Here is a 25,379-nt window from a genome sequence, read left to right as displayed (position 1 = left end):
CTTTTTTTATGAAGTACGGTGTTGCGGTATTTCCATCGAAAAAATTACAGGACTTAGCCAATTCTTACAGAATGCGTTACGATCCTCATTATGAACTGATCACCCCTCATATGACATTAAAAGATCCATTTGAGGCCAATGATGCGGAAATCAAAGACGTGGCAGAAGAGATGGCAAAAATCGCCAAGCGGCAAAAGCCCTTCAAACTGCACGCGACTCGCGTCAGCACTTTTTCACCGGTGACGAATACACTCTATTTCAAAGTAGAACCGACACCGGAAATCATGTCGTTGTATGAAGACCTGCATTCCGACTTTTTCGGCGGGAAACCTGACCATTCGTTCGTTCCCCACATTACCATTGCGCAAAAAATGTCTGATTCTGAGCTTTCAGATGTTTTTGGGCAGTTGAAAATGACAGGAATCGACCACGAAGAAATCATCGACCGGATTCATCTTCTTTATCAGTTGGAAGACGGGTCCTGGACCGTGTATGAAACATTCCGCTTAACAGGAGATGATCAGTAATTGCAGAAAGTTAAAGTTGTGGAAAATCCCCACGAAAAAGAACATGCTTTTGAAGTACGGAAAACGGTTTTTGTGGGAGAACAAGGAGTGCCGATGCATATTGAATGGGATGAGTACGACGACAGTGCCACTCATTTTGTCGGTTACAATTTAGAACAGCCTATTGCGGCCGGCCGTGTCCGTGAGGTCGAAATGGGAACGGGGAAAGTTGAACGCGTTTGCGTACTTTCTGATCACCGCGGACAACATGTGGGTGTATTGATGATGGATGAGATGGAAAACTATGCCCGTTCAGCAGGTTTGTTCACTTTAAAATTGAATGCACAATCATACGCTGTGCCATTTTATGAAAAATTGGGCTATACGGTTACATCTCCTGAATTCATGGACGCAGGCATTCCCCATCGCGCGATGGAAAAAACATTATAACAAAAACAGGTCAGCCTTTTCGGCTGACCTGTTTTTTGCTTAGCAATCACTTCATTATAGAATATGATACCCGCTGTCCACATGGATGGTCTCCCCTGTGATGCCGCGCGCCATGTCACTGAACAAAAAGGCTGCTGTGTCTCCCACTTCTTCAGGAGTTGTGTTACGCCGAAGTGGTGCTTTTTCCTCGATTTCACGCAAGATCGAATTAAAGTCACTGACTCCTTTTGCCGACAGTGTCCGAATGGGACCGGAAGAAATGGCGTTGACGCGTATGCCGTGTTTCCCCAAATCTGCCGCCAAGTAACGTACAGACATTTCAAGTGAAGCTTTGGCCACGCCCATGACGTTGTAATTCGGCATAACCCGTTCTCCGCCAATGTATGTCAAAGCCACAATACTGCCGCTTTCAGCCATGATCGGCTTGGCGTATTTGGCAATGATGGTCAGTGAATAGGAACTGATATTCTGCGCCAGCAAAAAACCTTCCCGTGAAGTCTCCGAAAAATCTCCTGACAGCTCTTCCGTCTTGGCAAAAGCGATACAATGAGCAAGACCATGGATTTCTCCTACTTCTTTGCCGATTGTTTCGAAACAAGCCGCCACGTTCTCATCATCTGTGACATCGCAGGGCAAAATCAATTCATGATTGCCTTCCAATGTTGCTACCAAGTCCCGTACCGACTTTTCGAACCGTTCTCCGGCATATGTAAAAATGAGGCGGGCACCCGCTTTATCCAGCGACCTTGCAATCCCCCAAGCAATGCTGCGCTTATTGGCGACACCCATGACCACGTAAGTTTTGCCTTCTAATGATATTGACATTTCCATTCCTCCCACTTTTCTTTATTACCTGGTACTAATAATACATCACAAAAAAGAAAAGTGCAATTCGCACTTTTCTATAGCTGTCCCAAAAAAGTGGTTGCCAGCCCGAGATAAATCAAAATGGAGATAATATCATTCAATGTTGTGATAAAAGGGCCTGAAGCGACAGCCGGGTCGATTTTCATGCGATGGATCAACAGCGGAATAAACGATCCGCCGAGAGTCGCCACAAAAATCGAGCTCATGACTGCAACTCCAACCAGCACGCCGATCACCAGTTCACCTTTCCAGAAATAGACCAGCCCCACTACAACCAATCCGCAAACCAAACCGGTGATCAATCCAGTGCCGGCTTCCCTGAACAGCAACTTGATCTTGCTTTCTTCTTCGATATCTCCTGTTGCAATACCGCGGACCGCAACCGCCAGTGCCTGCGTACCGCTGTTACCAGCCATTCCTGCGATCAATGGGATAAACACCGCCAATAAGGCCACCTGGTCCAGCGTCGCTTCAAACATCCCCATTAAATTGGCTGTCAGCATGCCGAGAAACGTCAGCAAAATCAGCCATGGCAGGCGTTTCTTGGCAGCAGCCAGCGATCCTCTGTCAAAAGACACCATGTCCGACACAGCCGCCAACTTGGAATAGTCATCCGATGCTTCTTCGTCCAGAACGTCGATGATATCATCGACCGTAATAATTCCCAGTAAGTGGTTCTGGAAATCGACGACCGGCATAGCCAGGAAATCGTAGTCTTTGATCATTCTGGCTACTTCTTCCTGGTCTTCCCCGACAGAAACACTGACCACCCGTTCATTCATAATGGCGCTGATCAGCGTGTCTTCATCCGCCACAATCAAATCGCGCAGCGTCACAATCCCTGATAACTTGCCATCGTCATCGACGACAAAAACATAGTAGATCGTTTCCGCGTTCGGTGCCGCATTTCTCAGAATGTTCATCGCCGAACGGACCGTTGAATTTTTGGGGATTGCCACAAATTCTGTCGTCATGATGGACCCGGCGGTATATTCTTCATAATGAAGCAAATCTTTGATTTGTCTGGAAGATTCTTTGTCCATCATCGTCAAATAACTCGCCACTTGGTCTTTGTTCAGGTTGTTCAGGACATCTACCGCATCATCTGTGTACATGGATGAAAGCAAATCTGAAGCGTACGTTACGTCCATTTCTTTGAATAGCTCTTCGTATTCATCATCATCCAATTCAATCGCTTCGAAAATATCCGCCATTTCTCTGGGAGAGAGATACTGATACAACAATTGGCGTGTATCGGAATCTGCTTTTTCATAAAATGTGGCCTGGTCATATGGATGGTGTGCCAAAAATTCGTCCCTGAATTCCTCGACACCTCTGTGTTCCAATAATTCATTCAGAATTTCTTCGTTTAGTTCTTCATCACGCACCTGTGTTTCTTCCATCATGTATGCTCCCTCCTTCCGAGTGATTATTTGCCTGCTTTCTGAGTCAATACGTTACACTAACATTAACTAAGTTGTATGAAAAACTGCTTTTTTCGTTCCAGGAGAAAGCTGAACAGTGTACAGTTTCTGCACGGCGGCAAGTTTGTTTAACATACTATGTAAAAAGAAATACAATCCGTAAGAGGTGATTTAAGTGAAATATGACGTAATCGGTGATATTCATGGATGCTATGCTGAATTGCTGGAATTGATTGACAAGCTCGGATACCAAAAACAGGACGATGTATACATTCACCCAAAAGGCCGCCAACTCGCTTTTGTCGGAGACGCCATGGACCGGGGGCCGGAGTCTTTGGAAGTGCTGCGTCTGCTTTTTGCCATGCAGGACAAAGGCATCCTGCATTATTCCCCGGGGAACCACTGCAACAAACTTTACCGTTTTTTCAAAGGCAACAAAGTGCAGATTACACACGGGCTCGAAACCACGCTTGCTGAATGGCAGCAGCTTGAAAAAAAGGAACAGCAGGATTTCCGTGCGCGTTACTTGCACTTTTATGAAGAACTTCCTTACTACCAGGAACTCGAAAACGGATTGGTCGTGGCACACGCTGGCATCAGAGCGGACATGATCGGCAAACCCATCAACAAAAACATCGCCGTCTTCGTCATGTATGGCGATATCACCGGAAGGTTTCATGCAGATGGGCGGCCGGTCAGAAAAAATTGGGCAAAAACGTACAAAGGCAGCCGTTGGGTGGTTTATGGGCATACTCCCACCGAAACACCTTACCTCATCAATAAGACCGCCAACATTGATACAGGTTGCGTATTTGGCGGTTCACTGACCGCTTTTCGGTTTCCCGAAGAGACCCTTGTATCGGTCCCATCTCAACAGCCCTATCAGCCGGATCGCTTTCAGGCTTATGACTGAATCAATTTTGCCATATCGGGTGTCAAAGAAGAAGTGAAATGTACTTTTTCCCCCGTTACCGGATGGAGCAATTCAAGGCTTATGCAATGGAGAGCCTGCCTGCTTATCAGCTCTTTGCTTCCACCGTACAAATCATCCCCGATCAGAGGATGGCCCATGTGAGCCATGTGCACTCTGATCTGATGGGTCCGGCCAGTGTTCAATTGCAGGCGGACATGGGAAAAATCCGGAAATGAGCGCAGCACCTGGACCTGTGTCTCTGCAAATTGACCATCCTGCCGGACTTCCCGTTCGATGATGCTGGTTCTTTTCCGCCCGATTGGAGCTGTAATGAGAAAATCCTTTTTCTCGAAATTGCCCTCTACCAGTGCTTCGTATTGCCTCTTCATCTTTTTGGACTGCTGCTGCTGGGACAGAACATGATGAATATGGCGATTTTTGGCAATGCAGACCAGTCCGGAAGTATCCCTGTCCAGACGAGTCGCAATGTGCAGCGTAGCGGGTATCCCATGATCTTCAAAATGGCCGGCAACGCGATTCGCCAAACTCCCTCTCGGCTGGTCTCTTGAGGGTATGGTGTTCAGCGCGGGTGGTTTGTCGACAATCAGCAAGGCCTGATCTTCATAGACAATATCCAAAGGACCTGTTTCCGCGACCAATCCGTCGCTGCGCTGTTCGTTCGGGAAAACAACCGTCACGGCGTCGTCTTTCTCCAGGATGTGCCGGACCGTCACTTCCTTTCCATTGACCAGAATCCGACCTCCCCCGTATTTCACAGAAGCAAGCGTTCGCTTTGAAATGCCCCATTGAACCAATGCGTCCCGCAATAAAAGCGGCGCTGTTGCTGTAAACACCAATTGAAAAGGATTCATTGCGGTCACTTTACCTTTCACTGTCGATAAACGAATCGTGGACCCGTTTCCAGAAAGGAAAAGATCTGAAACGCGCAAAACGCACTCTTTCTTTGGCCACTTTGTATTCGATTGATTTGACGTCTTTATGCAACAGCTGCAAATGATCCACCGTCACCATGAAGTCCGGAGCTTTGACCGGCTTCAATGTACATTGATGATGGCCCGGCAACACCAAAGGTGAACCGACCGTACGGAAGACCCGATTATTGATCGACGCCATTTCCGTCAGCTGAATCGCCTGCAATGACGGATGAATGATGGCTCCTCCAAGGGCCTTGTTATAGGCGGTGCTGCCTGATGGTGTGGATACGCACAGACCGTCTCCCCGGAATCGCTCGAAATGGTCTCCATTTAATATTACATCCATGACCAACGTGACATCCGGCGATTTGACTGTCGATTCATTCAATGCCAGATAGACAGAAGGCTCATTGGAATTCTGGTAGTTGATGCTGACTTCCAGCAAAGGATAGTCGATTACCTGGTATTCTTTTTTGGCGATGGACAATACAAGTTTTTCAAGTTCAATCGGCTTCCAGTCCGCATAAAATCCGAGATGTCCGGTATGTACACCGACAAACGCGACAGTGGATAATTGTTCCCGGTATTTATGAAAAGCATGCAACAGGGTGCCATCACCGCCGATTGACAGTACAACGTCCGGAGAGTCCTCTTCCCACGTCATCCCGAAATCCTCTAAATAGGCTTTGGCAGTTGCCATCAGGTCATTGGATAAATCATCGCTTCTTGATATGATAAAAAATTTCATCGCTCGCCTCTTCCTCCTTCCCGGTCAGCTGAAAAACGCGAACCTGGAGATTCTTTGTATTCATTAAAATAAGCTTGAGCTTCCTGGATTTCATCCCGTATTTGAGACATCTCTTCATCAAGCTGAAAGGCAGCTTCTGCCGCCCGCTGAAGCCGAAGCTGGATTTCTTCCGGGAAAGCCCCTTTATATTTGTAGTTCAGTGAATGTTCGATGGAAGCCCAGAAATTCATGGCCAATGTCCGTATTTGGATTTCCACGACTATCTTTTTTTCTCCTCTGATCGTCTGCACGGGGTATTCAACGATGACATGATAAGAACGGTAACCGCTCTTTTTTTCACGGGAAATATAATCCTTCTCTTCGATGATCCGCAAATCGTTGCGTTGACGCAATAACTCGACAACGGTCTGGATGTCCCCTACGAATTGACACATCATCCGGAGACCGGCAATATCCTGCATATGACGGGCCAGTTTTTCCGAAGGCTCAAACGGGATCCCTTTTTCCAAAGATTTATCGTAAATGCTCGCCAAAGGTTTTACGCGTCCCGTTACAAATTCGATGGGTGAATTTGTACTGTCGGTTTCGTATTGCCCGCGCATTCCTTTGAATTTCACTTTCAGCTCGTCCACCGCTTGTTTATAAGGTACTAAAAAACGATCCCATTGCCCCATTTCCACTCCTCCTCACTTCTCACGCTCTTGAAGCAAGTGCCTCATGAAAAGCCTTTTCAACAGCCAAGTGAAAAGCTTCGCCATAATTGTCATTGCCTTCGATATTGTCGATCAGCATCCACATCTCTTCGTGGAACGAATCAAGCGGCAATACCTGTTGCCCCCAACTGAGCAACGGCACATCTTCCCGCTCCAGGGCTTGTGCCAGGAATGGCCAGGTTTCTTCTGCAAATTGGACATAGATAAACTCGTTTCCTGTGTCGAGTAAATATACGAAGGCATTATGATCTGTATCGGTAATCATTTGACCAGCTGCTTCCAGCGATTCAAACGGCTCAAGTTCTTCGATTGCAAACTGTATTTTTTCTTCGGTTACACTTTCTTTTTTAGCTTCGACAAATTTACGCAATTGAAACTTCCTTTCTGTATCTGTTCTTAATAGTGTAATTTTACCACAGCTCTTCCATTCGTTGCAGTTTCGGTTGGACTATCTGATAATATAAGTAATGGAGAGGTGATAGAATGCCAAAAGAAATCGAAATCGAATTCAAGAATATGTTGACGAAATCGGAATACGAGCAGCTTCTCTCTTTTTTCAATTTCACAAGAGAAGAAGCAATTACACAACAAAACCTTTATTTTGACACTGCTGAATTCCAATTGAAGGAGATGGAATCCGCTCTCAGAATCCGGCAGAAAGACAACCACTATGAATGCACCTTAAAAACTCCTGCTCCAGAAGGGAAATTGGAAATAACCGATTCCTTGACGGCCCTGCAAGCGAAAGAAATGAGTGAAGGGATTTCATTTCCGGCCACTGAAGTAAACGCGTTCCTGGAAGAGAAAGGGGTCAACTGGCGGACTTTGCGTCACATCGGTACGTTGACCACTCACCGGATTGAGTTTGAATACCAACAAGGGTTACTCGTTTTCGACCATTCAGAATACCTCGGCAAAGAAGACTATGAGGTTGAATACGAAGTTACGGATGCAGCAGCCGGCAGGCGCCTGTTCCTGGAATTTCTTCAGCAGCACAACATTCCGGTACGGCAGGCGGACAAGAAAATTGCCCGTTTTATGAAAGCGGCAGAAGCTGGGCAGTAACAGGGAATTGCCTGGATATTGAGTCGCCCTGTCAGCTTACGGCAGTCGATTTGTTTGTTAAATTTCTTATCCGTTGTTAGAATGAGTTTACAGCTAAAGCAAAGGGGTTACGATGATGACTGGAAAACCAATTATTCCGTACGAAGAAATCGGTGCGGAAAGACTGTCACGCCTAATCGACGCATTTTATAAGCGCGTGGGACAGCATCCGAAGCTGAAGCCGATTTTCCCAGACGATCTTACAGAAACCGCCAGAAAACAAAAACAATTTATGACCCAATACCTTGGCGGGCCGAATATATATTCAGAAGAACATGGACATCCGAGATTGAAAGCCCGGCATTTCCCTTTTCCAATTACTCCTTCCAGAGCCCAGGCCTGGCTGGAATGTATGAGCGAAGCAATGGATGAAGTGGGACTTTCCGGGAAGTTACGTGAAAACTACTATAATCGACTCGTGCTTACTGCGCATCACATGGTTAATCGGCAAGATAGCGAGGAGGAATTCGAGTGAACAATTTGGACATGGTAGACGAGGTATGCGAAGGCACAAATTGCGCAAAACCAATGGAGCTCTATGTTTTCGTTGACCCTCTCAGTCCTCAGTGCTGGGAACTTCAAACCATTATTCGGAAGTTGCAGATCGAATATGGGCATTACTTCTCGTTGAGGACGGTCCTGACCACCAAACTGGTAAATTTGAATACCATCAGCAAAGAAGCGAATATCGACCCGGATCAGCTCTCTCATCCTGTTTTGGCTTCAGTTGCCGTCAAGGCTGCCGAATTGCAGGGAAAAAGGGCTGGAAGCCGCTTTTTGCATAAACTCCAGCAACATATATTGCTGAAGGAAAAAGATGTCTGTTCATATGCAATACTACTGGAAATTGCAGAAGAGGCAGAACTGGACCAGGGGGAATTTAAGCGGGACTTCCATTCCGTACATACGGCAAAAGCGTTCCAATGCGATTTGCACATTACACGGGAAATGGAAGTTGATGAAGTGCCCAGCATTGTTTTTTTCAACGAATGCATCGAAGACGAAGGAGTCAAAGTATCAGGCCTTTATTCTTATGACGTTTATAAAACTGTTTTGTCCGAGATGCTGGGTGAACGGGACTTGAACCGGCAATCCCCTCCATCGCTTGATGAATTATTTTTAAAGTATTCTACGATGGCTACAAGGGAAATCGCTTCAATTTACAATATATCCGAGCAAACTGCTGAGTTCGAGTTAAAAAAACAAATGCTCCAGCAAAAGCTGGACCGCATTAAATTGCCTGAAGAAACATTATGGACGATCAAATAGGTCCGCCACTGTGGCGGACCTATTTTTCCGGCCAAAAGAAAAGGCGCCTTCCGAAACCGGAAGGCGCCTTTCTATGTTACACAAAGGGGATGGGAGAAATGTTCACGCTCAAACAAAGGGGTGTATGTTTGTATGTGATTTATTTCACAACATAACTTTATCACGGCATAATTTATAAATCAATACTTCTTCCTTCATTTCACAAAAATGCCATAATGTAAAGGCATACAAATATATCTTTTTTAAAATTCGTTATGTTAATAAAACAAAAAGAGAGGGGCGCCCCCTCTCTTTTTCTGTTATTTATTCAGCAACAGCTTTTCCAATTCGTCCAGCTTTTGTTCGAATACTTTACAGGCTGCTTCCACTGGCCCTGATTCCGTCATATCAACTCCAGCTTTTTTCAATACTTCGATCGGATAATCAGAACTTCCCGCTTTCAGGAATTCATTGATGTAACGATCGACAGCCGGTTGTCCGTCTTCCAGGATGGCTTTGCTCAAGGCTGTTGCTGCACTGAATCCTGTGGCATATTGGAAAACGTAGTAATTGTAATAGAAATGAGGAATTCTGGCCCATTCCAGGCCGATTTCCTCGTCTATCGCCACTTCTTCTCCAAAATACTTCTTATTCAGATCGTAATAGACTTCGGTCAGCCGGTCAGCTGTCAACGCTTCTCCGTTTTGATCCATCTGATGGATCAGGTGTTCAAATTCAGCAAACATTGTTTGGCGGAATACTGTACCTCTGAATCCATCCAGCCAATGATTCAGCAGGTATATCCGCTCCTGCTCATTGTCTGTCGCTTTGACCATATATTCATTGAGCAATGCCTCATTGGTGGTTGAAGCCACTTCTGCCACAAAAATGGAATAATCCCCATAGACATACGGCTGGTTGGCACGCGTGTAATAACTGTGGACACTGTGTCCGAATTCATGAGCCAATGTGAAAAGGTTATCGACGTTATCCTGCCAGTTCATCAAAATGTACGGGTTCGTCCCATAGCTTCCGGATGAATAGGCACCACTGCGTTTCCCTTTGTTCTCTAATACGTCCACCCAGCGGTTATTAAGGCCCTTTTCTACAATGCCTACGTACTCTTCTCCCAGAGCTTCCAGCCCTTTGAGCATAGTGCTTTTTGCTTTTTCGTATGGAATTTCCATCTCCACTTCTTTTACCAGCGGCGTATACATGTCCCACATGTGAACTTGGTCAAGCCCCAGCACTTCTTTCCGAAGCGCTGCATAGCGGTGCAGCAGATGCAGGTTGTTGTTGACCGTTTCCACTAAATTGTCGTAGACCGTTTCAGGGATATGATCATCCGACAAAGCCGCTTCACGGGCGGATGAATAATAGCGGACCCGCGCATTGACATTGTCCCGTTTGATGTTGCCCGATAAAGTGGATGAAAAGGTGTTGCGAAACTTCCCATAAGTTGCATAGACTGCTTTGAAAGCATCTTCCCGCACACGTCGATTATCGCTTTCCAAAAAGCGGATATAGTTGCCGTGCGTAATCTGCACCCGCTCTCCGTCCTCATTTTCAATTTCCGGAAATTCCAAATCCGCATTATTGAGCATACTGAAGGTTTCAGAAGGCGAGCTCACCACTTCCGACATCTGTGCAAGCAAAGCTTCCTGTTCCGCCGGCAGTACATGCGGGCGCATTGCATTCAATTCTTCCATGGCGTGTCTGTATAAGTGCAACCCTTCGTGCTCTTCGATGTAGCTGTTTAATACCGCTTCGTCCAGCTCCAAAATTTCCGGCACCAGAAAAGATAAACCGGCCGAAATTTTTGCAGCCAGTGATTTGATGCGACTGTCCATCCCCTGGTACGTAGAATTAGTCGTGTCCTGATCGTAGCGCATATGGGCGTACGTATACAATTTGCGCAGACGCTGTGATAACTCGTCTTTATAAACAAGCACTTCATACAGTGCTTCAGCGTTCTTCTGAAGTGTTCCCTGATACGAAGCAGCTTTCTCGGAAAGTTCCGCTACAGCTGTAAACTCCTGTTCCCAGGCTTGATCTGTTTCATAAATGTCTTCAAGTTTCCACGTCAATTCTTCAGGGACTTGATCTCTTGTAATAATTTTTTCAACCATTCGAATTCCTCCTTTGGCGCTCTCTTTCGGGAGCCGAACCATCTTTTATTTTCTCAATTTTCGCAAGCTTTAGCAATAGCTTTCATACATTATCTCAAAAATTCCCAAAGGACCCGCTTCTTTTTGCTCCATCAGCTGATGCAGCTTTACAAAAGTCTCCAACAGCTTCACCACTTCTTCGATGGAAGCAAAAGCAGCTATTGGTATCTTCCCGGAATTCGCCAACGCAAACATCGAAATACCCTTTCGCTTAGCGGTCAGAACTTTCAGCTGCCACAGCACAGCATGTTCTGCAATGCATTCCGCTTTTTCCAGCGGCAGACCGATACTGTCGGGGAAATTTTTCATATCCAGCCGTAATTCGTAACAGCACCTCCAGAAAACATTCTGGTAACGATTCTTGGAATAGGCTTGAGAGGCGATAAACTGGCGGCGGGCACGGGAATAAAGAACCCAAAGTTGCCGAAACTCTTCCTTTGATAAACGACGGGGTATGCCAAACGGAAACGATTGCTGTTCCGCAGTCAACTGTTTTCCTTTTCCCACCCAGCGATTACCGCTTATGTAAAACAAATTCGAATAGTAAAAAAAGCGGTTGGCTTCGGGTAAAAATAGCACGAGATAACTGCTGCCTTTATTTTTTTGAAAAAAAGCTCTTTCATGCGCTTTTAATCGAATAAGCTGGATGCCATCCTCCGTTTGTTCTTTTACTCCTTTGATCCATAAAGTTCCGATATTCAGTTTCTTATACCCTTCTGTACGCTTGGTGATATGGGAAACAGAAATGGGGCTGCATTGGAATTCCACCGCTGTTTGTCCGTTCACCAGCAAGTCAGCTCGTTGACGGATGGCCGGCAGGTATTTCTCGATTTCCACGGGAAGTTGGTGGCGATGAAAAAAATGATGAAGCAGGCGCTTTCCCTGCAGATGAAGAGAGGATTCAGGTTCACTGAATGCATCACATTCAGAGAGGGATCTGTGAGAAAAGTGGGGAATTTTAATGTCACCGATTTTTAATATGACAGAAGCTCCACAAATCGGGCAAAAAAATTGTTCTTTGTTTCGCAGTGTCAAAAGCTCTTCACGCGCGTACGCATCTGTCAAATAGAAAAGCTTCTGGTCTTTAGTGAAAGCAGTTAATATGTGAATCACTCTCCTTTTCTATATTGTAAGAAAATTCCTTCTTTTTAGCAATAGAGAAGGCAGCGGTGCTTAAACCTTAAAGCTGTGTTAAATAAGTGAGCAGGGCAAAAAAAATAAGATCTCCCATAGGAGACCTTATCCAAAGTAATGGAGGATATTCGACAAAGCGTCTTGTTTGAAGATTTCCTTACCGTATTCTTCCAGACGGTGAATGGTAAGTGGTGACGTCTTCAGATACTCACTGATGACGCTGACGTGATTCTTCACGTCTTCATCAGAATGCAGTATTTCATCAAATTTGGCATATAAATAATACTTGCCTTCAAAATGATGGAGTGACGTCTCGACCGGTACGTACTTAAGTCTTTCCGCTATCGGCAACAATTCCTCTACTTCCGAGAGGATAAAAGTGTATTCGAAAGTTTTCGGGTCCGGATCATTGAAAACGGGGTCGAATTCATCGAACTCATGGACGCCTGTGTCTTCGCCTGAAAACATTTTGCGTCGCTCTTCAATGTCGTCCGGCATATCGATTTTTTGGCCGTCTTTCGTCAATTGCGCTCTTGTCACAGTCACTTCCAGGCCTTTATCCATAGCTTGCACTTGGATCCACAACGGACCTTCCATTGCAAAGTCTGCTTCTTCGTTTACTTCGTCCATCATTTCCCAAAAAAGCTCTTCGCTTTTATCCCGGTTAAACCAGATTTCATCACGGCTGAAGCCGCGCTCTTCAACATCGAGATAGGAAATATAAAATTTTACTGTATTGTCATTAATGCGTTCGATTTCCATTTTACACCTCTCCTTTCGAAATGGGCTAAGAGGATTTCCTCCTACTATGGTGGGGTGTCTATTCATTATAACTTCCCTGGGGCAATAAGAGAAAAATTCTGCCTGTTGCCGTTAGCGGCAGCAAGTTACCTTGTAGTTTAATGCAGTTATCGATGGAATGCAACACATTAAAATCAGAAAAGCTGTCCCACTTCCATTATGAAATATCATAAAGGCCGGACAGCTTTTACTTATTGATCAGTTTACCATTCGTTGCGCTTCAAGCAGTTGATATGCTCTCACTTTACGAGGAAGGAACCGGCGGATTTCATCTTCGTTATATCCGACTTGCAGTCGTTTCTCATCCATGATGATTGGACGACGAAGCAATCCGGGATGTTCTTGTATCAATTCATACAGACGCTGAAGTGGCAAACTTTCAACATTGACATTCAATTTTTGGAAAATCTTCGAACGCGTTGAAATGATTTCGTCAGTACCGTCTTCAGTCATACGCAATATTTCTTTGATCTCGCTGATTGTCAGCGGTTCGGAAAATATGTTGCGTTCTGTATATGGAATATCGTGTTCCTCCAGCCAAGCCTTTGCTTTCCGGCATGATGTACAGCTAGGGGATGTAAATAAAGTTACCATCATATTCAAGCACTTCCTTTCGGATTCGGGGAAATTCAGTTCAGTTATTCTTACATTAGAATCAATCTAATTTAGAAGCTTTATATTGATTATACAATACTTAGCTTACATTTCATACATCGATACAGAAAAAATATAAGAAATCCACGTATTTTTCACAATATCGAGACATGTGTGTCGTGTCTTATTGTTCATTTTACCCTTTTTCAAAAAAGCTTAAACGTGTTTTCTAAAAATTATTTATTCTCAATTACGGTTCCTGTTTGAAAATTGCGGGGCTATACAGATAATACGTTTGACGGCTTAAAAAGTTTCAAAAAGCCCTATCAAAAGACAGGGCTTTTTAAAAAACGTATTAAGGTGTATAATCCACGCCTTTCGAATAGCTGTTTCCCGCGTTCCATAACAGGAATTCTTCGATGCCATGATCATTCAGTGCTTTGATTTGTGCTTCCACTTCAGCTTTTCCATATACTTTGTAATTCCCGGCACCTAAATAAGAAGCCGTGAAATCCTGCAGCCAGGGTCTGGAAACTGGTGGATTTTCAAGCTCTGCCAGTTTTGCGTTTTCCACTTTCGAATACTCTGCAACCAGGTTATAAGGTTCCAAATCCGGTTTCGCAATACCGAAATAGGATGTCCAGTGACTCGGGTAAATCATGGAAGAAATGACATCCACATTCTCAGAGATTTTCGAGAAGTTCTGTCCAATGCCTGGAGCTTCCGGCAATGTAGCGGAATAGCCAAAAATATCCACCGAAACTTCCACGTCATAAGGTTCCAGCTGTTCTTTTGCATAAGCGACAAAATCGGTAACTGCTGATACGCGGCTTTGCGTATCATCCTGTCCATTTCCTTCATATTCCCCTTTGGAATAATTCAATGTATCGGCACGGTGTTCAAAGCCTTCAGGGAAGCGGACATAATCGAATTGCACTTCTTTAAAGCCAAGCTTGGCTGCTTCAATGGCAATTTGTACGTTATAATCCCATACTTCCTTCATGAACGGGTTGACGAAAGCTTCGCCGCGGTTATTCTTCCATACTGTGCTGCCATTCGTAAACGACCATTCCGGCTTTTTCTCCGCCAGCACTGTATCTTTGAAGACGACTACCCGTGCAATCGGATAAATCTGCTTTTCTTCCATATGTTCAAGCATAGCGCGTGGATCGTTTATATAAGGTTGGCCAATGTCAAGCGATGCCAATTCACTTCCTTCTTCCGGCTCAAAAGTCAAATAGCCGTAGTCTTCTTTGACATCTATAACCATCGCATTCAAATCTGTCGTATCCACCAGGTTGACCAACGAGTCAAAGCGTGAGCCCCCGGCAGAATGTGCCGTGACAAAAATCCCGCGGACGGCATCCGGATATTCAAAAGTAAGGCCTGAATCATACTTATACAATTGAGATGCCGACAGCAATTGAGAATCAAGTTCCACAGCTTTGTATGTACGAGTGGTAAAGTCTTCCGCTGCCTCTTCTGTTGCTGCTTCAACCGGTGATGCCGCCGCCATTGCTGTTGCTAGCAAAATACTTGCCGCTGACCATTTAAGAAGTTTCATGCCGCGAATCGTCCTTTCTGTTGCTTTTTCTTTATTCTAACATTTTCTTATGGAAAGGAAAGGGAATACCCGCAAGTGAAACCGATTCATTTAACATTCCTATTCGGATTTCCATATTGCTCTAATTTCGTTCTTTGTATTATACTTAGTAGATGAATAGTAAGCGTTGAAAAAGATAAGTAGGTGCAGTGCCTTCTTCCAGAGAGTCTGTGGATGGTGAAAACAGACGGAGGCCTGCAGTGAATGGACTTTTGAGCTGGATGGGTGAACTGACAGTAGCCCAGCCCGTGATCTTCACGTTACGAAGAAGAGTGGCCGGCGACGGCAACTAGGGTGGTACCGCGGAAAAACACATCATTCGTCCCTTTATCCAGGGATGTGTGCTGTGTTTTTTTATTATTAAGGAGGAATTTGGATGAAGAAGATTTTTTCAGGCGTTCAACCAACCGGTACGGTTACACTTGGTAACTATATCGGCGCATTTAAACAATTTACTGAACTGCAGGATGAATACGACTGCATTTTTTGCATTGTCGACCAGCATGCCATCACTATGCCGCAGGACCGGCTGGAATTGAGAAAAAACATCAAAGCCCTGGCTGCCCTTTATTTGGCGGTCGGCATCGACCCCGAGAAAGTGACGCTGTTCATCCAGTCAGAAGTCCCTGCTCACGCGCAGGCCGGCTGGATGCTGCAGTGCGTCGCAACGATCGGCGAACTCGAACGGATGACGCAGTACAAAGATAAGTCCGCCAGAACGACCTCTGTGTCTGCTGGGCTATTGACCTATCCACCGCTGATGGCGGCTGACATCCTGTTGTACCAGACACATATTGTTCCGGTGGGCGATGATCAGAAACAGCACATCGAATTGACACGGGATCTGGCAGAACGGTTTAACCGCAAATACAATGATGTGCTGACGATCCCGGAAATCCGGATTCCCAAAAACGGGGCACGCATCATGTCTCTCCAGGACCCGTCCAAGAAGATGAGCAAATCGGACAGCAACAAAAAAGCGGTCATCACGCTGTTGGACGATTTGAAAACCATCGAGAAAAAAATCAAAAGCGCCGTGACCGATTCAGAAGGCGTCGTCACCTTCGACCGCGAAAACAAGCCTGGCGTTTCCAACCTTCTGACGATCGAAGCGGCCCTGACCGGCCAAACGATTGAAGACTTGGTTGCCAAATACGACGGCTCGGGCTACGGCGACTTTAAAGCTTCCGTTGCCAAAGCTGTAACGGAACACCTTGCACCGATTCAGGAACGCTATGCTGAGCTTTTAAACTCAGACGAACTGGACAAAATTTTGGACGAAGGCGCCGAGAAAGCCAATCTCCTGGCGAATAAAACCTTAAAGAAAATGGAAAATGCCATGGGACTGGGACGCAAAAGAAAATAAGCATAAGAAAGAGGCTGCGGAATCCGCAGCCTCTTTTCTGTATTTACCGCAATGATTTAGGATTCAAAGCATCTTTCAACCCTTCTCCAATAAAGTTAATTGATAAAATTGTCAGTGTCAGCGCAATCGCTGGAGGCATCCAAATCCATGGTTTGCCCTGCAGGACATCCGGCTCGTTGGCGGACGCCAGCATGATTCCCCAGCTCGGTGTGGACTGCGGTACGCCGAATCCAAGATAGCTCAATGCTGATTCAGCGACGATCATGCTGGCAAAAATCAGTGTAGCCTGTACAATAATGGTCGACATGACGTTCGGCAGCAGATGCTTCCATATGACTTTGACAGGCGAACAGCCGATTGACAGGGCCGCCAGAATGTATTCATTCTCTTTTTCAGCCAGAATCTTGCTCCGCACGAGACGCGCGACACCTCCCCAGCTCAATACCCCGATCACGATAATCAGCACCCATAAGCCGTCTACAATGCCGTAAAGAATGGTGTTCAGGACCATAACAAACACAAGAAACGGGAAATTCAATACCAGGTCAGTGAATCTCATCAGGATATTGTCAACAATTCCACCAAAGAAGCCCGCAATCGAGCCGACCAGTGTACCTAATGTAATAACCATCAAGGTGGCACTGAAACCGACCAGCAAGGAAATCCGGCCTCCGTAAAACAACCGTGTCAACACATCCCTGCCGCTTTTATCGGTTCCCAGGATATGCTCACTGTTCGGCGGAATATTCATCGAGCCGATATTTACTTTCACAATATCCGGTGAAGGGGATAAATAAGGTGCAAGAAATGGTGCCAGCAGCGCCAAAATCGTCACTACCAGAATATATACCGAGCTGACCATTGCCAGTTTGTTCTTAAAGAATTTCTTCCGTGCTATCTGCCAGGGAGACAAGCTTCTTTCCGGCTTCTTCTGCTGCGTTAAAGTTGTTGATGATGCCAATTTTGCTTCCTCCTTAATCCAAACGGATTCGTGGGTCCACGACGCCGTATAATATATCTGCAATCAAATTGCCTACCAGGGTCAGAACCGACAATAACATCGTCAAAGCCATCAATGTCGGATAGTCCCGACTTAAAATGGATTCAAGAAACAATTGGCCGATTCCCGGGTACGTGAAAATGGATTCCGTGATAATCGCTCCGCCAATCAACGCTGCAAAGTCAAATCCTAAAAAAGTGACTAATGGGATAATCGAATTGCGCAGAATATGAACGTTGTAGATCTTCTTCATCGGTGTTCCTTTGGCACGCGCGGTGCGCACAAAATCTTTCCGTGAATTTTCGATGATGTCATTGCGTAAAAATTGCGTGTAAGAAGCCGTGCTCATCGCTCCCAGGACAAGCGCGGGAAGCAAAACATGATGCAGCCGGCTGAACCAGTATTCCATAGTACCTTTTTCCACTAAAATATCGACCGACCCTCCAAACGGAAACCAATCAAGCTTAAAAGAAAAAAGATAAATCGCGAACACTGCAGCAACGAAAGATGGAATCGCCAGCATGATGTAATTGATGCCGGCTATTGCATTATCGCCGATCGTATAAGGCTTTCTCCCCGAATACATGCCCATCATAAAGGCAAGTACATAGGTGATAAACAAAGCCGTTAAGCCAAGGAAAAGCGTATTCGGCAATTTCTCCAAAATGACATCTTTTACCGGAATTTTAAAACGGGTCGATTTTCCGAAATCGCCCTGGGCAAACCCCGTGATCCAATCGAAGTATTGAATGTGAATCGGGTCGTTGTATCCCAATTTTTCTCTCATTTCTGCTATATATTCCGGGTTGGTATTGAGCGGATCGATTTCACCGCTTAACGAATCCCCCGGCATCATTTTGGCAAGTGAAAAAACCACGATGGAAACAAGAATGAGCATAGGAATCATTCCAAGCAACCTTCTAATCGAATACTTAAGCATATATACTCTCCTTGTCTGTAAAATTCTCGGCTGAGCTCTTCGGCACGGTAAGAATTATTTCCATTAAACATTCCTTACCGTGCATAAGAGCAAATTATAATTTTTCAACGATGGGCTATAGTTAGCCCATCGTTGAAAGTTTGGTGCTGTTCTTATTCTGTTACAAACCATTCAGCTGGATTGTTTTGGCCGGACACATCATACTCAGTGCCGCCGACGCGTTTATTCAACGCTTTGATTTCTTCCAATTCAGCGATGTAAAGCATTGGAACTTCTTCGTTGACAATCTTCTGCCATTCGATATAAAGATCAGCGCGAGCCTGCTGGTCTGTACCGACGATATCGATATTCAACGCATCGTCAAGCAACTGGTCGGCTTCTGGATTGTTGTAACGAGGGTAGTTCCATAATTGATCGGCTTTCCATAGACCGGATGGATCCGGATCAGCAGCTGTACTCCAGCCACCGAAGAACGTTTCGATTGAAGGGTCATCTTTTTCAATCATGTCATAATACAGATTCACTTCGACCATTTCGAGTTCTGTTTGGATCCCTACTTCATTCCAATATTGCGTGATGGCTTGTGCGCGTGATTCAAATGTCGGGTTGCCTGTTGCATAGTGAGAGAATTTTACGACAAACTCATCTCCATTTGGATCTTCACGGAAACCGTCATCATTCGTATCAACGTATCCGGCTTCATCAAGCAATGATTTCGCTTTTTCCGGATCGTATTCGTAGGTGTTCAATTCGCTGTCATCCGCTGCGTTCCAGTGAGAAGTCGGAACCGGTTTGTTGATGACATTCGCATAACCGAAGAAGAAGGCATCCACCCATTCCTGGCGGTTGATGGCATACATCATCGCCTGACGCAGTTCTTTGCTTTGGTATTTTGGCAGTTCTTCAGAAATTGTCTGTGTTTCGTTATCGAATACGCCAAGCTTGAACCCGACAAAATAATAAGAAAGGCCAGGATAAGTGACGATTTCGACATTTTCCAATGGCTCAACTTCCGGCCCTGTGACTGGTTGAAGTGAAATCATGTCAACGTCTCCATTTTGCAAAGCGCCTACTACTGAAGAGTTGTCGATAACACGGACAATAATTTTGTCAAGGTTTACGTCACCGTTCCAATAATCTTCGTTTTTCGATAACTCTAAGGATTCACCAGCAACAATGTTGTCCACTTTGAAAGGTCCGATTCCAATTGGAGTGGAACGCACCCATTCAGATGCTGACATTTCAGCAACTGGAACATCTCCGAGTACCGATTCCGGAAGTGGGTATACCCACAGGTTTGTTAAGTTGTTGACGCGTGCTTGGTCAAAAGTGATGGTAATTTCATAGTCGCTTACCACTTCAATTCCGGAAATGGAGTCAGCTTCCCCTTTACGGAACGCCTCTGCTCCTTCAATTGTCTGGACGTTCGTGTAGCGAGGTCCGTCATAATCAGGGCTTGCAATCGTTTCAAGAGCAAATACCCAGTCATTGACTGTCAGTTCTTCACCATTATGCCATTTTACGCCTTCTTCGAATGTGAAGTTGAAGACTTTATTGTCTTCCGTTTCCCATGAAGCGACATTTGGCTGTGGTTCCAAGTTTTCGTTGTAGTCGATCAATGGTTCGTCAAAAAGGTCAATCACTTCACCATCTGTTGCAATACCGTAAAATGCGGAAGAGAACAATCCTTCAGGTGGAGCGTCGATGCCATATACCATAGTACCGCCTTGCTGTGCTTCTCCTTCTGTTGCTTTTTCGTCTGCTGTTCCTTCATCTGTGTCTGCTTCTTCTGTTGCTGTATCGCTGTCATTGCCGCCGCATGCCGCCAAAAACGCAGACAGGACAAGAATTATTGCGAAGAGCCAGATTAACGATTTGTTCTTCATGTTTTTCCCCCCAAAAAATTATTTTTTGATTTAATACAGGACGCACGCAACGTGATGTCCGGGACGCACTTCTTTTAATGGCGGCTTCTCTTTTGAGCAGACGTCCATTGCCATCGGACAGCGCGTATGGAACGGGCAGCCCGAGGGCGGATTTTGCGGACTTGGCACATCGCCCTGCAGCACAATCCGTTCTTTCCTGATCGCCGTATTTGGTTCGGGGATCGCAGAAATCAGAGCTTGTGTGTAAGGGTGAAGCGGTTCTCTGTATAAATCTTTATTTGAAGCGACCTCAACGAGGCTGCCCAAATACATGACACCGATCCGATCACTCATATGTTTGACGACACTTAAATCGTGTGCGATAAACAAGTAAGTCAGATCGAATTCAATCTGCAACTCTTTCAGCAGATTCAATACTTGCGATTGAACAGAAACGTCGAGTGCCGATACCGGCTCGTCTGCCACAATCAGTTTGGGATGAAGCGCCAGGGCACGAGCGATCCCTATACGCTGACGCTGACCGCCTGAGAATTCATGAGCGTATTTGTAATACGCTGATTCCGGAAGTCCCACACGTGTCAGCAAAGCTTTTATTTCTTTTTCCAGCTCTTTTTTATTTCGCTTTTCATAATTGAGAATCGGCTCAGCAATGATATCGCCGACCATTTGCGTCGGATTCAAAGAAGCATAAGGATCCTGGAAAACCATTTGAAAGTCACGGCGTGCTCTTTGCAGTTTTGAGCCAGACAGTTTTGTGATGTCTTTTCCTTCAAAAAGAATTTTTCCGTCTGTTGGTTTCAACAGCCTCAGGATGGTTCGTCCGGTGGTTGATTTGCCGCATCCCGATTCACCGACAAGCCCGAGTGTCTCGCCTTTGCGGATTGTGAACGACACGTCATCGACTGCTTTTACATTTCCGACTGTCCGTTTGAAAAACCCGCCTTTGACTGGGTAATAAGTTTTCAAATTTTGTATTTCGAGCAGTACATCCCGGTTTTCCAAACTGTCGATGCGATCTTGGATAAAATCTCTTGTTGTCATGCCAGCCCTACCCCTTCTTTATGGTGTTTTTCGTTTTCGGGCCAGCTCTCATCGTATAACAGGCAGGCCGCTTCATGACCCGGAGCCGTTTCCCCCAGTTGCGGAGTCACAGACAGGCATTCCGGCATGGCTTTGGGACAGCGGTTGGCAAAACGGCAGCCGATTTCCGGCATATTGATGATAGAAGGAACAAGGCCTTCGATGGTCGCAAGCTTTTCCACGTCTTCATCCATCTTTGGAATCGCTTTCATTAATAATTTGGTATACGGGTGCTTCGGATGATTGAATAATTCATCCACTGTGCTGCGCTCCACAATCTTCCCTGCGTACATGACAATCACTTCATCACAGATCTCAGCTACAACGCCCAAGTCGTGGGTGATCATGATGATTGCCATATCGTTGGCTTCCTGGACTCCTTTTAATAAATCCAGGATTTGTGCTTGGACGGTGACATCCAATGCCGTCGTGGGCTCATCTGCAATCAACAGTTTGGGCTGACAGGCGATGGCCATCGCAATCATCACCCGTTGCCGCATTCCGCCTGACAATTGGTGTGGGTATTCATCTGCAATCTGCTTGGCACGCGGAATCCCCACACTTTCCAAAAGTGAAACAGACCGTTTCCTCGCTTCCTTTTTTGAAAGCTTCTCGTGATTTAAAATCACTTCTTCAATTTGATAACCAATTGTGAAAACAGGATTCAACGAAGTCATCGGTTCCTGAAATATCATGGAAATATCTTTCCCGCGTATTTGATTCATTTTTTTATCTGACAAGCCAGCGATATCTGCTCCTTCAAAAGCAATTTCTCCGCCCCGGATCTTTCCGATTCCTTGCGGAAGAAGCTGCATGATGGATAAGGACATGACGCTTTTCCCGCAACCCGATTCACCGACTACGCCGACAATCTGTTTGCGGTCAACGTCAAAAGAAACGCCTTCGACTGCATTATAGTAATCTCCGTCAATTTTGAATCCTGTCTGGAGATTTTTCACTTGAAGGAGGGGTGTCTGCTTTTTGGATGCTTGAGTGACTGACATATAAACACCTCTAAATTCTTTTTTTTCTGTTAATTTTTAACTAATGTAAAGTTTATTACAAAATATCTTATTACGCAATAATTATTTTTTAATTTTAACAATCCTGTTTCTTTTCTGACATTCCGGTTTCACATAATTGGCGGTTTCTCAGGGAATTACACAAGAAAAAACCTTCACAAAGTTTTAAAAAAATTTAAAATACTACTTTAGAGTAATAAAAAACGCCTTGCCGGAAGTGGCAAGACGCTATTGGAAATTTACGCTTTTTTGAAAATCAGTGAAGCATTGTGACCGCCGAATCCAAGTGAATTGCTCATGGCATATTCAAATTCTGCCTGTCTTGCTTTATTGGGAACGTAATCCAAATCACATTCTTCATCAGGAGTCTCCAAGTTCATGGTCGGAGGCATAATTCCTTCTTTCAAAGCCAGTGCTGTAAAAATGGCTTCGATTCCGCCTGCAGCTCCCAATAAGTGGCCGGTCATGGATTTGGTGGAACTCATGCCCAATTTATAGGCATGCTCTCCAAATACCGTTTTCACAGCAGTTGTCTCAAATTGGTCATTATAAGGAGTACTCGTGCCATGGGCATTGATATAGCCGATCGACTCTGCTTTTACATCTCCATCTTCGATTGCCTGTTTCATCGCTCTTGCCGCACCTTCTCCTTCTGGAGCGGGAGCCGTAATGTGATGGGCATCTCCGGTCGAGCCATAACCGATCACTTCTGCATAAATTTCTGCTCCACGTGCTTTGGCATGTTCATATTCTTCCAGAATCACAATTCCGGCGCCTTCGCCAATGACGAATCCGTCACGATTTTTATCGAACGGACGTGAAGCTGTTGCTGGATCTGCATTTGTCGTCAAAGCTGTGTTGGCGGTAAAGCCGGCAACCGAAAGCCTTGTAATGGGTGCTTCTGCTCCCCCGGAAATCATAACGTCCGCATCCCCGCGCTGGATCACTTTGAAAGCATCCCCAATGGAGTTTGTACCGGAAGCACACGCAGTGACCGAGCAGGAGTTGATCGCTTTGGCCCCGAAATGAATGGAAACTTGGCCGGAAGCCATATCCGGAATAATCATCGGAACGAAAAACGGGCTGATTCTTCTGACTCCCCGGTTATTCAAGACGTCCATCTGATTTTCGATTGTTTCCATTCCGCCGATGCCTGAACCAATCCAGACACCTGTCCGCAAAGCCGTCTTATCATCCAATTCCAGTTTGGCATCTTTCATCGCCATAATGGACGCTGCCAGGGCATAATGCGTAAAACGGTCCATCTTACGCGCTTCTTTGCGTTCTATATAATCTTCAATTGAGAAATCCTTTACTTCCGCAGCTACTTTCGCTGGGTACTGATCTGCATCGATTCGCGTTAGTGGACCGATGCCGGATTTGCCTTCTTTTACTGCATTCCAAGTGGTTTCAATATCATTGCCCAACGGCGTAACTGCCCCAATTCCAGTAATTACTACTCGACGATTTGACATTTTTGTATCTCCTTTTCGCATTAACTGTTATTTTCCCCATCTCATGGCAATTCCGCCCCAAGTCAATCCGCCGCCAAATCCGACCATTACGATAAGGTCATCATCTTTGATCCGGCCTTCTTCCACGTCTTCCACAAGAGAAATCGGAATGGAAGCTGCAGAAGTATTGCCGTATTTATGGATGGTTTTTGACATCTTCTCCACCGGCAACTCAAGCCGCATGCGAGATGCTTCCATGATGCGGATATTTGCTTGGTGTGGAATCAGAAAATCCACATCTTCCTTTGTCAGTCCCGCTTTTTCAAGAACGTTTATTGCCGTTTCTCCCATTTGACGCACGGCGAATTTAAAAACTTCCCGTCCGTTCATGACCAGATGTTCGTCCTGGTACAGATGTTTTCCGCCACTGCCATCAGAGCCCAGTTCAAACGACAAAATGCCTCGTCCTTCAGAGACTTTTCCGAGCACTGCCGCTCCAGCTCCGTCGCCAAACAAAACAGCTGTATTGCGGTCTTCCCAATTAGTGATCTTTGAAAGTTTTTCAACGCCCACTACCAGGACATATTTGTATACGTCCGAGTCGATAAATTGTTTTCCCGTCACGACACCATACATAAAGCCTGCGCATGCCGCAGAAACGTCCATGGACGCGGCGTTACGAGCACCCAATTTTTCCTGCAGCATACAAGCCATTGAAGGAAACGGCTGATCCGGTGTCACTGTCGCCACAAGGATCATACCTATTTCTGAAGGGTCAATGCCCGCATCTTCAATCGCTTTCTGTGCCGCATTGAACGCCATATCAGACGTATCCTGCTCATCTTTGGCTATGCGGCGCTCTTGTATGCCTGTCATCGTGCGGATCCATTCATCGGAAGTATCCATGCGTTTTTCCAAATCGAAATTTGTTAGTTTATCATCAGGCAAACATCTGCCGATACCGATTATCCCAGCATTCATAATGGTCCCTCTTTTCGATTGTCATCAATTGTTAGTACCTGGTGTCAATCATACGTGATTGCGTCATTTTTTTCAACTGTCCGACATACTTCGGACAAAAACTCCCGAAATACGTGAAACTTTCTTTCTGTCTTGATGGGCATGTGATATGATAATGGAAGATATTTTATGTAGAGGTGAAATGACATGCAGTTTATTGCAACTTTTTTCTGGTCGGTTTTATTGATTTCATTGTTAAACTACGTAGTAAGCGCAGTTCAAGGCGTGCCTTTCGATTTCATGATGGGTGTATATATTTCCTTGGCGGTTTCCGTCCTGGTCTTTGTGTTGGCCAGCCTCATCCCAAATGAAACCGTTCCCGATAAGCATTGAAACCAAAAAGAAGCATGAGCCGATAAGGCTCGGTGGTGCACCCCAAAAGTTAGAGTTCAAAACTAACTTT

At 45.4% G+C, this 25,379-nt stretch carries 26 protein-coding genes and 1 other annotated feature; of the genes, 8 read left to right on the top strand and 18 right to left on the bottom strand.

The annotated features are described in order from the left end of the window. Positions 1-8: 8 nt before the first annotated feature. Together EEX84_RS14230 and EEX84_RS14225 are read left to right on the top strand one after the other, a co-directional pair. Positions 9-527, top strand: a complete 519-nt coding sequence (locus EEX84_RS14230; RefSeq protein WP_123166312.1) for a YjcG family protein — start codon at positions 9-11, stop codon at positions 525-527. Continuing rightward, entirely contained in the window at positions 528-956 is a 429-nt protein-coding gene (locus EEX84_RS14225; RefSeq protein WP_123166311.1) for a GNAT family N-acetyltransferase, read from the top strand. A 54-nt stretch (positions 957-1,010) separates the two neighbouring features. On the opposite strand, the gene fabI is transcribed toward EEX84_RS14225, so the two are convergent. Further along, positions 1,011-1,781, bottom strand: a complete 771-nt coding sequence (gene fabI, locus EEX84_RS14220; RefSeq protein ID WP_123166310.1) for an enoyl-ACP reductase FabI — start codon at positions 1,779-1,781, stop codon at positions 1,011-1,013. 77 nt (positions 1,782-1,858) lie between these two features. Then, entirely contained in the window at positions 1,859-3,229 is a 1,371-nt protein-coding gene (mgtE, locus tag EEX84_RS14215; RefSeq protein ID WP_123166309.1) for a magnesium transporter, read from the bottom strand. A gap of 193 nt (positions 3,230-3,422) precedes the next feature. Between mgtE and prpE the strand changes: the two genes are divergently transcribed. Beyond that, positions 3,423-4,160, top strand: a complete 738-nt coding sequence (gene prpE / locus EEX84_RS14210) for a bis(5'-nucleosyl)-tetraphosphatase PrpE (RefSeq protein ID WP_123166308.1) — start codon at positions 3,423-3,425, stop codon at positions 4,158-4,160. On the opposite strand, the gene EEX84_RS14205 is transcribed toward prpE, so the two are convergent. The 4 genes from EEX84_RS14205 to EEX84_RS14190 are packed head-to-tail and all read right to left on the bottom strand — an operon-like array spanning position 4,151 to position 6,926. Further along, on the bottom strand, positions 4,151-5,032 hold the full coding sequence (locus tag EEX84_RS14205) for an RluA family pseudouridine synthase (RefSeq protein WP_123166307.1): 882 nt from the start codon (positions 5,030-5,032) through the stop codon (positions 4,151-4,153). The genes prpE and EEX84_RS14205 overlap by 10 nt on opposite strands. 10 nt (positions 5,033-5,042) lie before the next feature. Beyond that, positions 5,043-5,843: an NAD kinase gene (locus EEX84_RS14200; RefSeq protein ID WP_123166306.1), complete on the bottom strand. Its 801-nt coding sequence runs from the start codon at positions 5,841-5,843 to the stop codon at positions 5,043-5,045. Further along, complete coding sequence (yjbM, locus tag EEX84_RS14195) at positions 5,840-6,517, bottom strand: GTP diphosphokinase (RefSeq protein ID WP_123166305.1); 678 nt, start codon at positions 6,515-6,517, stop codon at positions 5,840-5,842. Before yjbM ends, EEX84_RS14200 begins: the two co-directional genes overlap by 4 nt. A 19-nt stretch (positions 6,518-6,536) precedes the next feature. Beyond that, the gene (locus EEX84_RS14190) at positions 6,537-6,926 is read right to left on the bottom strand and encodes a UPF0738 family protein (protein WP_123166304.1); all 390 of its coding nucleotides are present in this window, start codon (positions 6,924-6,926) and stop codon (positions 6,537-6,539) included. A gap of 113 nt (positions 6,927-7,039) precedes the next feature. On the opposite strand from EEX84_RS14190, the gene EEX84_RS14185 reads away from it, so the two are divergent. From EEX84_RS14185 to EEX84_RS14175, 3 genes are all read left to right on the top strand, one after another. Beyond that, positions 7,040-7,621, top strand: a complete 582-nt coding sequence (locus tag EEX84_RS14185; RefSeq protein ID WP_123166303.1) for a CYTH domain-containing protein — start codon at positions 7,040-7,042, stop codon at positions 7,619-7,621. 115 nt (positions 7,622-7,736) lie between these two features. Next, positions 7,737-8,135, top strand: a complete 399-nt coding sequence (locus tag EEX84_RS14180; protein ID WP_123166302.1) for a globin domain-containing protein — start codon at positions 7,737-7,739, stop codon at positions 8,133-8,135. Continuing rightward, positions 8,132-8,929 carry a ClpXP adapter SpxH family protein gene (locus EEX84_RS14175; protein WP_123166301.1) on the top strand — a complete coding sequence of 266 codons (798 nt, stop codon included), beginning with the start codon at positions 8,132-8,134 and terminating at the stop codon, positions 8,927-8,929. The genes EEX84_RS14180 and EEX84_RS14175 overlap by 4 nt, the downstream gene beginning before the upstream one ends. A 299-nt stretch (positions 8,930-9,228) precedes the next feature. Here EEX84_RS14175 and pepF read toward each other — a convergent pair whose 3' ends face one another. The 5 genes from pepF to EEX84_RS14150 form a co-directional block, all read right to left on the bottom strand. Continuing rightward, positions 9,229-11,037, bottom strand: coding sequence for an oligoendopeptidase F (pepF, locus tag EEX84_RS14170; protein ID WP_123166300.1), 1,809 nt, complete (start codon positions 11,035-11,037; stop codon positions 9,229-9,231). 69 nt (positions 11,038-11,106) lie between these two features. Further along, a complete protein-coding gene (locus EEX84_RS14165; RefSeq protein WP_123166299.1) occupies positions 11,107-12,189 on the bottom strand; it encodes a competence protein CoiA in 1,083 nt (360 codons plus the stop codon). Between the two features lie 126 nt (positions 12,190-12,315). After that, positions 12,316-12,972, bottom strand: coding sequence for an adaptor protein MecA (gene mecA, locus EEX84_RS14160; protein ID WP_123166298.1), 657 nt, complete (start codon positions 12,970-12,972; stop codon positions 12,316-12,318). Between the two features lie 237 nt (positions 12,973-13,209). After that, entirely contained in the window at positions 13,210-13,605 is a 396-nt protein-coding gene (gene spxA, locus EEX84_RS14155) for a transcriptional regulator SpxA (protein ID WP_192892977.1), read from the bottom strand. A 355-nt stretch (positions 13,606-13,960) separates the two neighbouring features. Continuing rightward, the gene (locus EEX84_RS14150; RefSeq protein ID WP_123166296.1) at positions 13,961-15,169 is read right to left on the bottom strand and encodes a putative glycoside hydrolase; all 1,209 of its coding nucleotides are present in this window, start codon (positions 15,167-15,169) and stop codon (positions 13,961-13,963) included. Between the two features lie 157 nt (positions 15,170-15,326). Further along, positions 15,327-15,538, top strand: a binding site (T-box leader). Between the two features lie 46 nt (positions 15,539-15,584). Here EEX84_RS14150 and trpS point away from each other — a divergent pair. After that, complete coding sequence (gene trpS / locus EEX84_RS14145) at positions 15,585-16,574, top strand: tryptophan--tRNA ligase (RefSeq protein ID WP_123166295.1); 990 nt, start codon at positions 15,585-15,587, stop codon at positions 16,572-16,574. Positions 16,575-16,617: 43 nt separating this feature from the next. Here the strand turns inward: trpS and opp4C are convergent, their stop codons facing one another. The 7 genes from opp4C to EEX84_RS14110 all read right to left on the bottom strand — a co-directional run bounded on the left by opp4C (position 16,618) and on the right by EEX84_RS14110 (position 24,937). Beyond that, positions 16,618-17,535, bottom strand: a complete 918-nt coding sequence (opp4C, locus tag EEX84_RS14140; RefSeq protein WP_240034001.1) for an oligopeptide ABC transporter permease — start codon at positions 17,533-17,535, stop codon at positions 16,618-16,620. A 13-nt stretch (positions 17,536-17,548) separates the two neighbouring features. Beyond that, positions 17,549-18,514, bottom strand: coding sequence for an oligopeptide ABC transporter permease (opp4B, locus tag EEX84_RS14135; RefSeq protein ID WP_123166294.1), 966 nt, complete (start codon positions 18,512-18,514; stop codon positions 17,549-17,551). Between the two features lie 152 nt (positions 18,515-18,666). Next, on the bottom strand, positions 18,667-20,400 hold the full coding sequence (gene opp4A / locus EEX84_RS14130) for an oligopeptide ABC transporter substrate-binding protein (RefSeq protein ID WP_123166293.1): 1,734 nt from the start codon (positions 20,398-20,400) through the stop codon (positions 18,667-18,669). A gap of 30 nt (positions 20,401-20,430) precedes the next feature. Beyond that, on the bottom strand, positions 20,431-21,441 hold the full coding sequence (locus EEX84_RS14125; protein WP_123166292.1) for an ABC transporter ATP-binding protein: 1,011 nt from the start codon (positions 21,439-21,441) through the stop codon (positions 20,431-20,433). Further along, positions 21,438-22,484 (bottom strand): ABC transporter ATP-binding protein, encoded by a 1,047-nt coding sequence (locus EEX84_RS14120; RefSeq protein WP_123166291.1) that lies wholly within the window; start codon positions 22,482-22,484, stop codon positions 21,438-21,440. Before EEX84_RS14120 ends, EEX84_RS14125 begins: the two co-directional genes overlap by 4 nt. Before the next feature lie 257 nt (positions 22,485-22,741). Further along, positions 22,742-23,977, bottom strand: coding sequence for a beta-ketoacyl-ACP synthase II (gene fabF / locus EEX84_RS14115; protein WP_123166290.1), 1,236 nt, complete (start codon positions 23,975-23,977; stop codon positions 22,742-22,744). 27 nt (positions 23,978-24,004) lie between these two features. Then, positions 24,005-24,937, bottom strand: a complete 933-nt coding sequence (locus EEX84_RS14110; RefSeq protein WP_123166289.1) for a beta-ketoacyl-ACP synthase III — start codon at positions 24,935-24,937, stop codon at positions 24,005-24,007. Between the two features lie 186 nt (positions 24,938-25,123). Between EEX84_RS14110 and EEX84_RS14105 the strand changes: the two genes are divergently transcribed. Then, a complete protein-coding gene (locus tag EEX84_RS14105; protein ID WP_123166288.1) occupies positions 25,124-25,309 on the top strand; it encodes a YjzD family protein in 186 nt (61 codons plus the stop codon). The last annotated feature ends 70 nt before the right edge of the window (positions 25,310-25,379 follow it).

The sequence above is a fragment of the Planococcus salinus genome, from assembly GCF_003719725.1.
Classification (GTDB): Bacteria; Bacillota; Bacilli; order Bacillales_A; family Planococcaceae; genus Planococcus; species Planococcus salinus.
Note: the sequence above shows the minus strand (reverse complement) of the source record. Positions and strands in the feature narration are given on the sequence as shown.

Bases quoted from the DNA above. Each gene is read 5' to 3' on its own strand.
- EEX84_RS14230 (WP_123166312.1), top strand. From the start codon at position 9: ATGAAGTACGGTGTTGCGGTATTTCCATCGAAAAAATTACAGGACTTA.
- fabI (WP_123166310.1), bottom strand. From the start codon at position 1,781: ATGTCAATATCATTAGAAGGCAAAACTTACGTGGTCATGGGTGTCGCC.
- mgtE (WP_123166309.1), bottom strand. From the start codon at position 3,229: ATGATGGAAGAAACACAGGTGCGTGATGAAGAACTAAACGAAGAAATT.
- EEX84_RS14205 (WP_123166307.1), bottom strand. From the start codon at position 5,032: ATGAATCCTTTTCAATTGGTGTTTACAGCAACAGCGCCGCTTTTATTG.
- EEX84_RS14200 (WP_123166306.1), bottom strand. From the start codon at position 5,843: ATGAAATTTTTTATCATATCAAGAAGCGATGATTTATCCAATGACCTG.
- yjbM (WP_123166305.1), bottom strand. From the start codon at position 6,517: ATGGGGCAATGGGATCGTTTTTTAGTACCTTATAAACAAGCGGTGGAC.
- EEX84_RS14185 (WP_123166303.1), top strand. From the start codon at position 7,040: ATGCCAAAAGAAATCGAAATCGAATTCAAGAATATGTTGACGAAATCG.
- EEX84_RS14180 (WP_123166302.1), top strand. From the start codon at position 7,737: ATGACTGGAAAACCAATTATTCCGTACGAAGAAATCGGTGCGGAAAGA.
- pepF (WP_123166300.1), bottom strand. From the start codon at position 11,037: ATGGTTGAAAAAATTATTACAAGAGATCAAGTCCCTGAAGAATTGACG.
- mecA (WP_123166298.1), bottom strand. From the start codon at position 12,972: ATGGAAATCGAACGCATTAATGACAATACAGTAAAATTTTATATTTCC.
- spxA (WP_192892977.1), bottom strand. From the start codon at position 13,605: ATGGTAACTTTATTTACATCCCCTAGCTGTACATCATGCCGGAAAGCA.
- EEX84_RS14150 (WP_123166296.1), bottom strand. From the start codon at position 15,169: ATGAAACTTCTTAAATGGTCAGCGGCAAGTATTTTGCTAGCAACAGCA.
- trpS (WP_123166295.1), top strand. From the start codon at position 15,585: ATGAAGAAGATTTTTTCAGGCGTTCAACCAACCGGTACGGTTACACTT.
- opp4B (WP_123166294.1), bottom strand. From the start codon at position 18,514: ATGCTTAAGTATTCGATTAGAAGGTTGCTTGGAATGATTCCTATGCTC.
- opp4A (WP_123166293.1), bottom strand. From the start codon at position 20,400: ATGAAGAACAAATCGTTAATCTGGCTCTTCGCAATAATTCTTGTCCTG.
- EEX84_RS14125 (WP_123166292.1), bottom strand. From the start codon at position 21,441: ATGACAACAAGAGATTTTATCCAAGATCGCATCGACAGTTTGGAAAAC.
- EEX84_RS14120 (WP_123166291.1), bottom strand. From the start codon at position 22,484: ATGTCAGTCACTCAAGCATCCAAAAAGCAGACACCCCTCCTTCAAGTG.
- fabF (WP_123166290.1), bottom strand. From the start codon at position 23,977: ATGTCAAATCGTCGAGTAGTAATTACTGGAATTGGGGCAGTTACGCCG.
- EEX84_RS14110 (WP_123166289.1), bottom strand. From the start codon at position 24,937: ATGAATGCTGGGATAATCGGTATCGGCAGATGTTTGCCTGATGATAAA.
- EEX84_RS14105 (WP_123166288.1), top strand. From the start codon at position 25,124: ATGCAGTTTATTGCAACTTTTTTCTGGTCGGTTTTATTGATTTCATTG.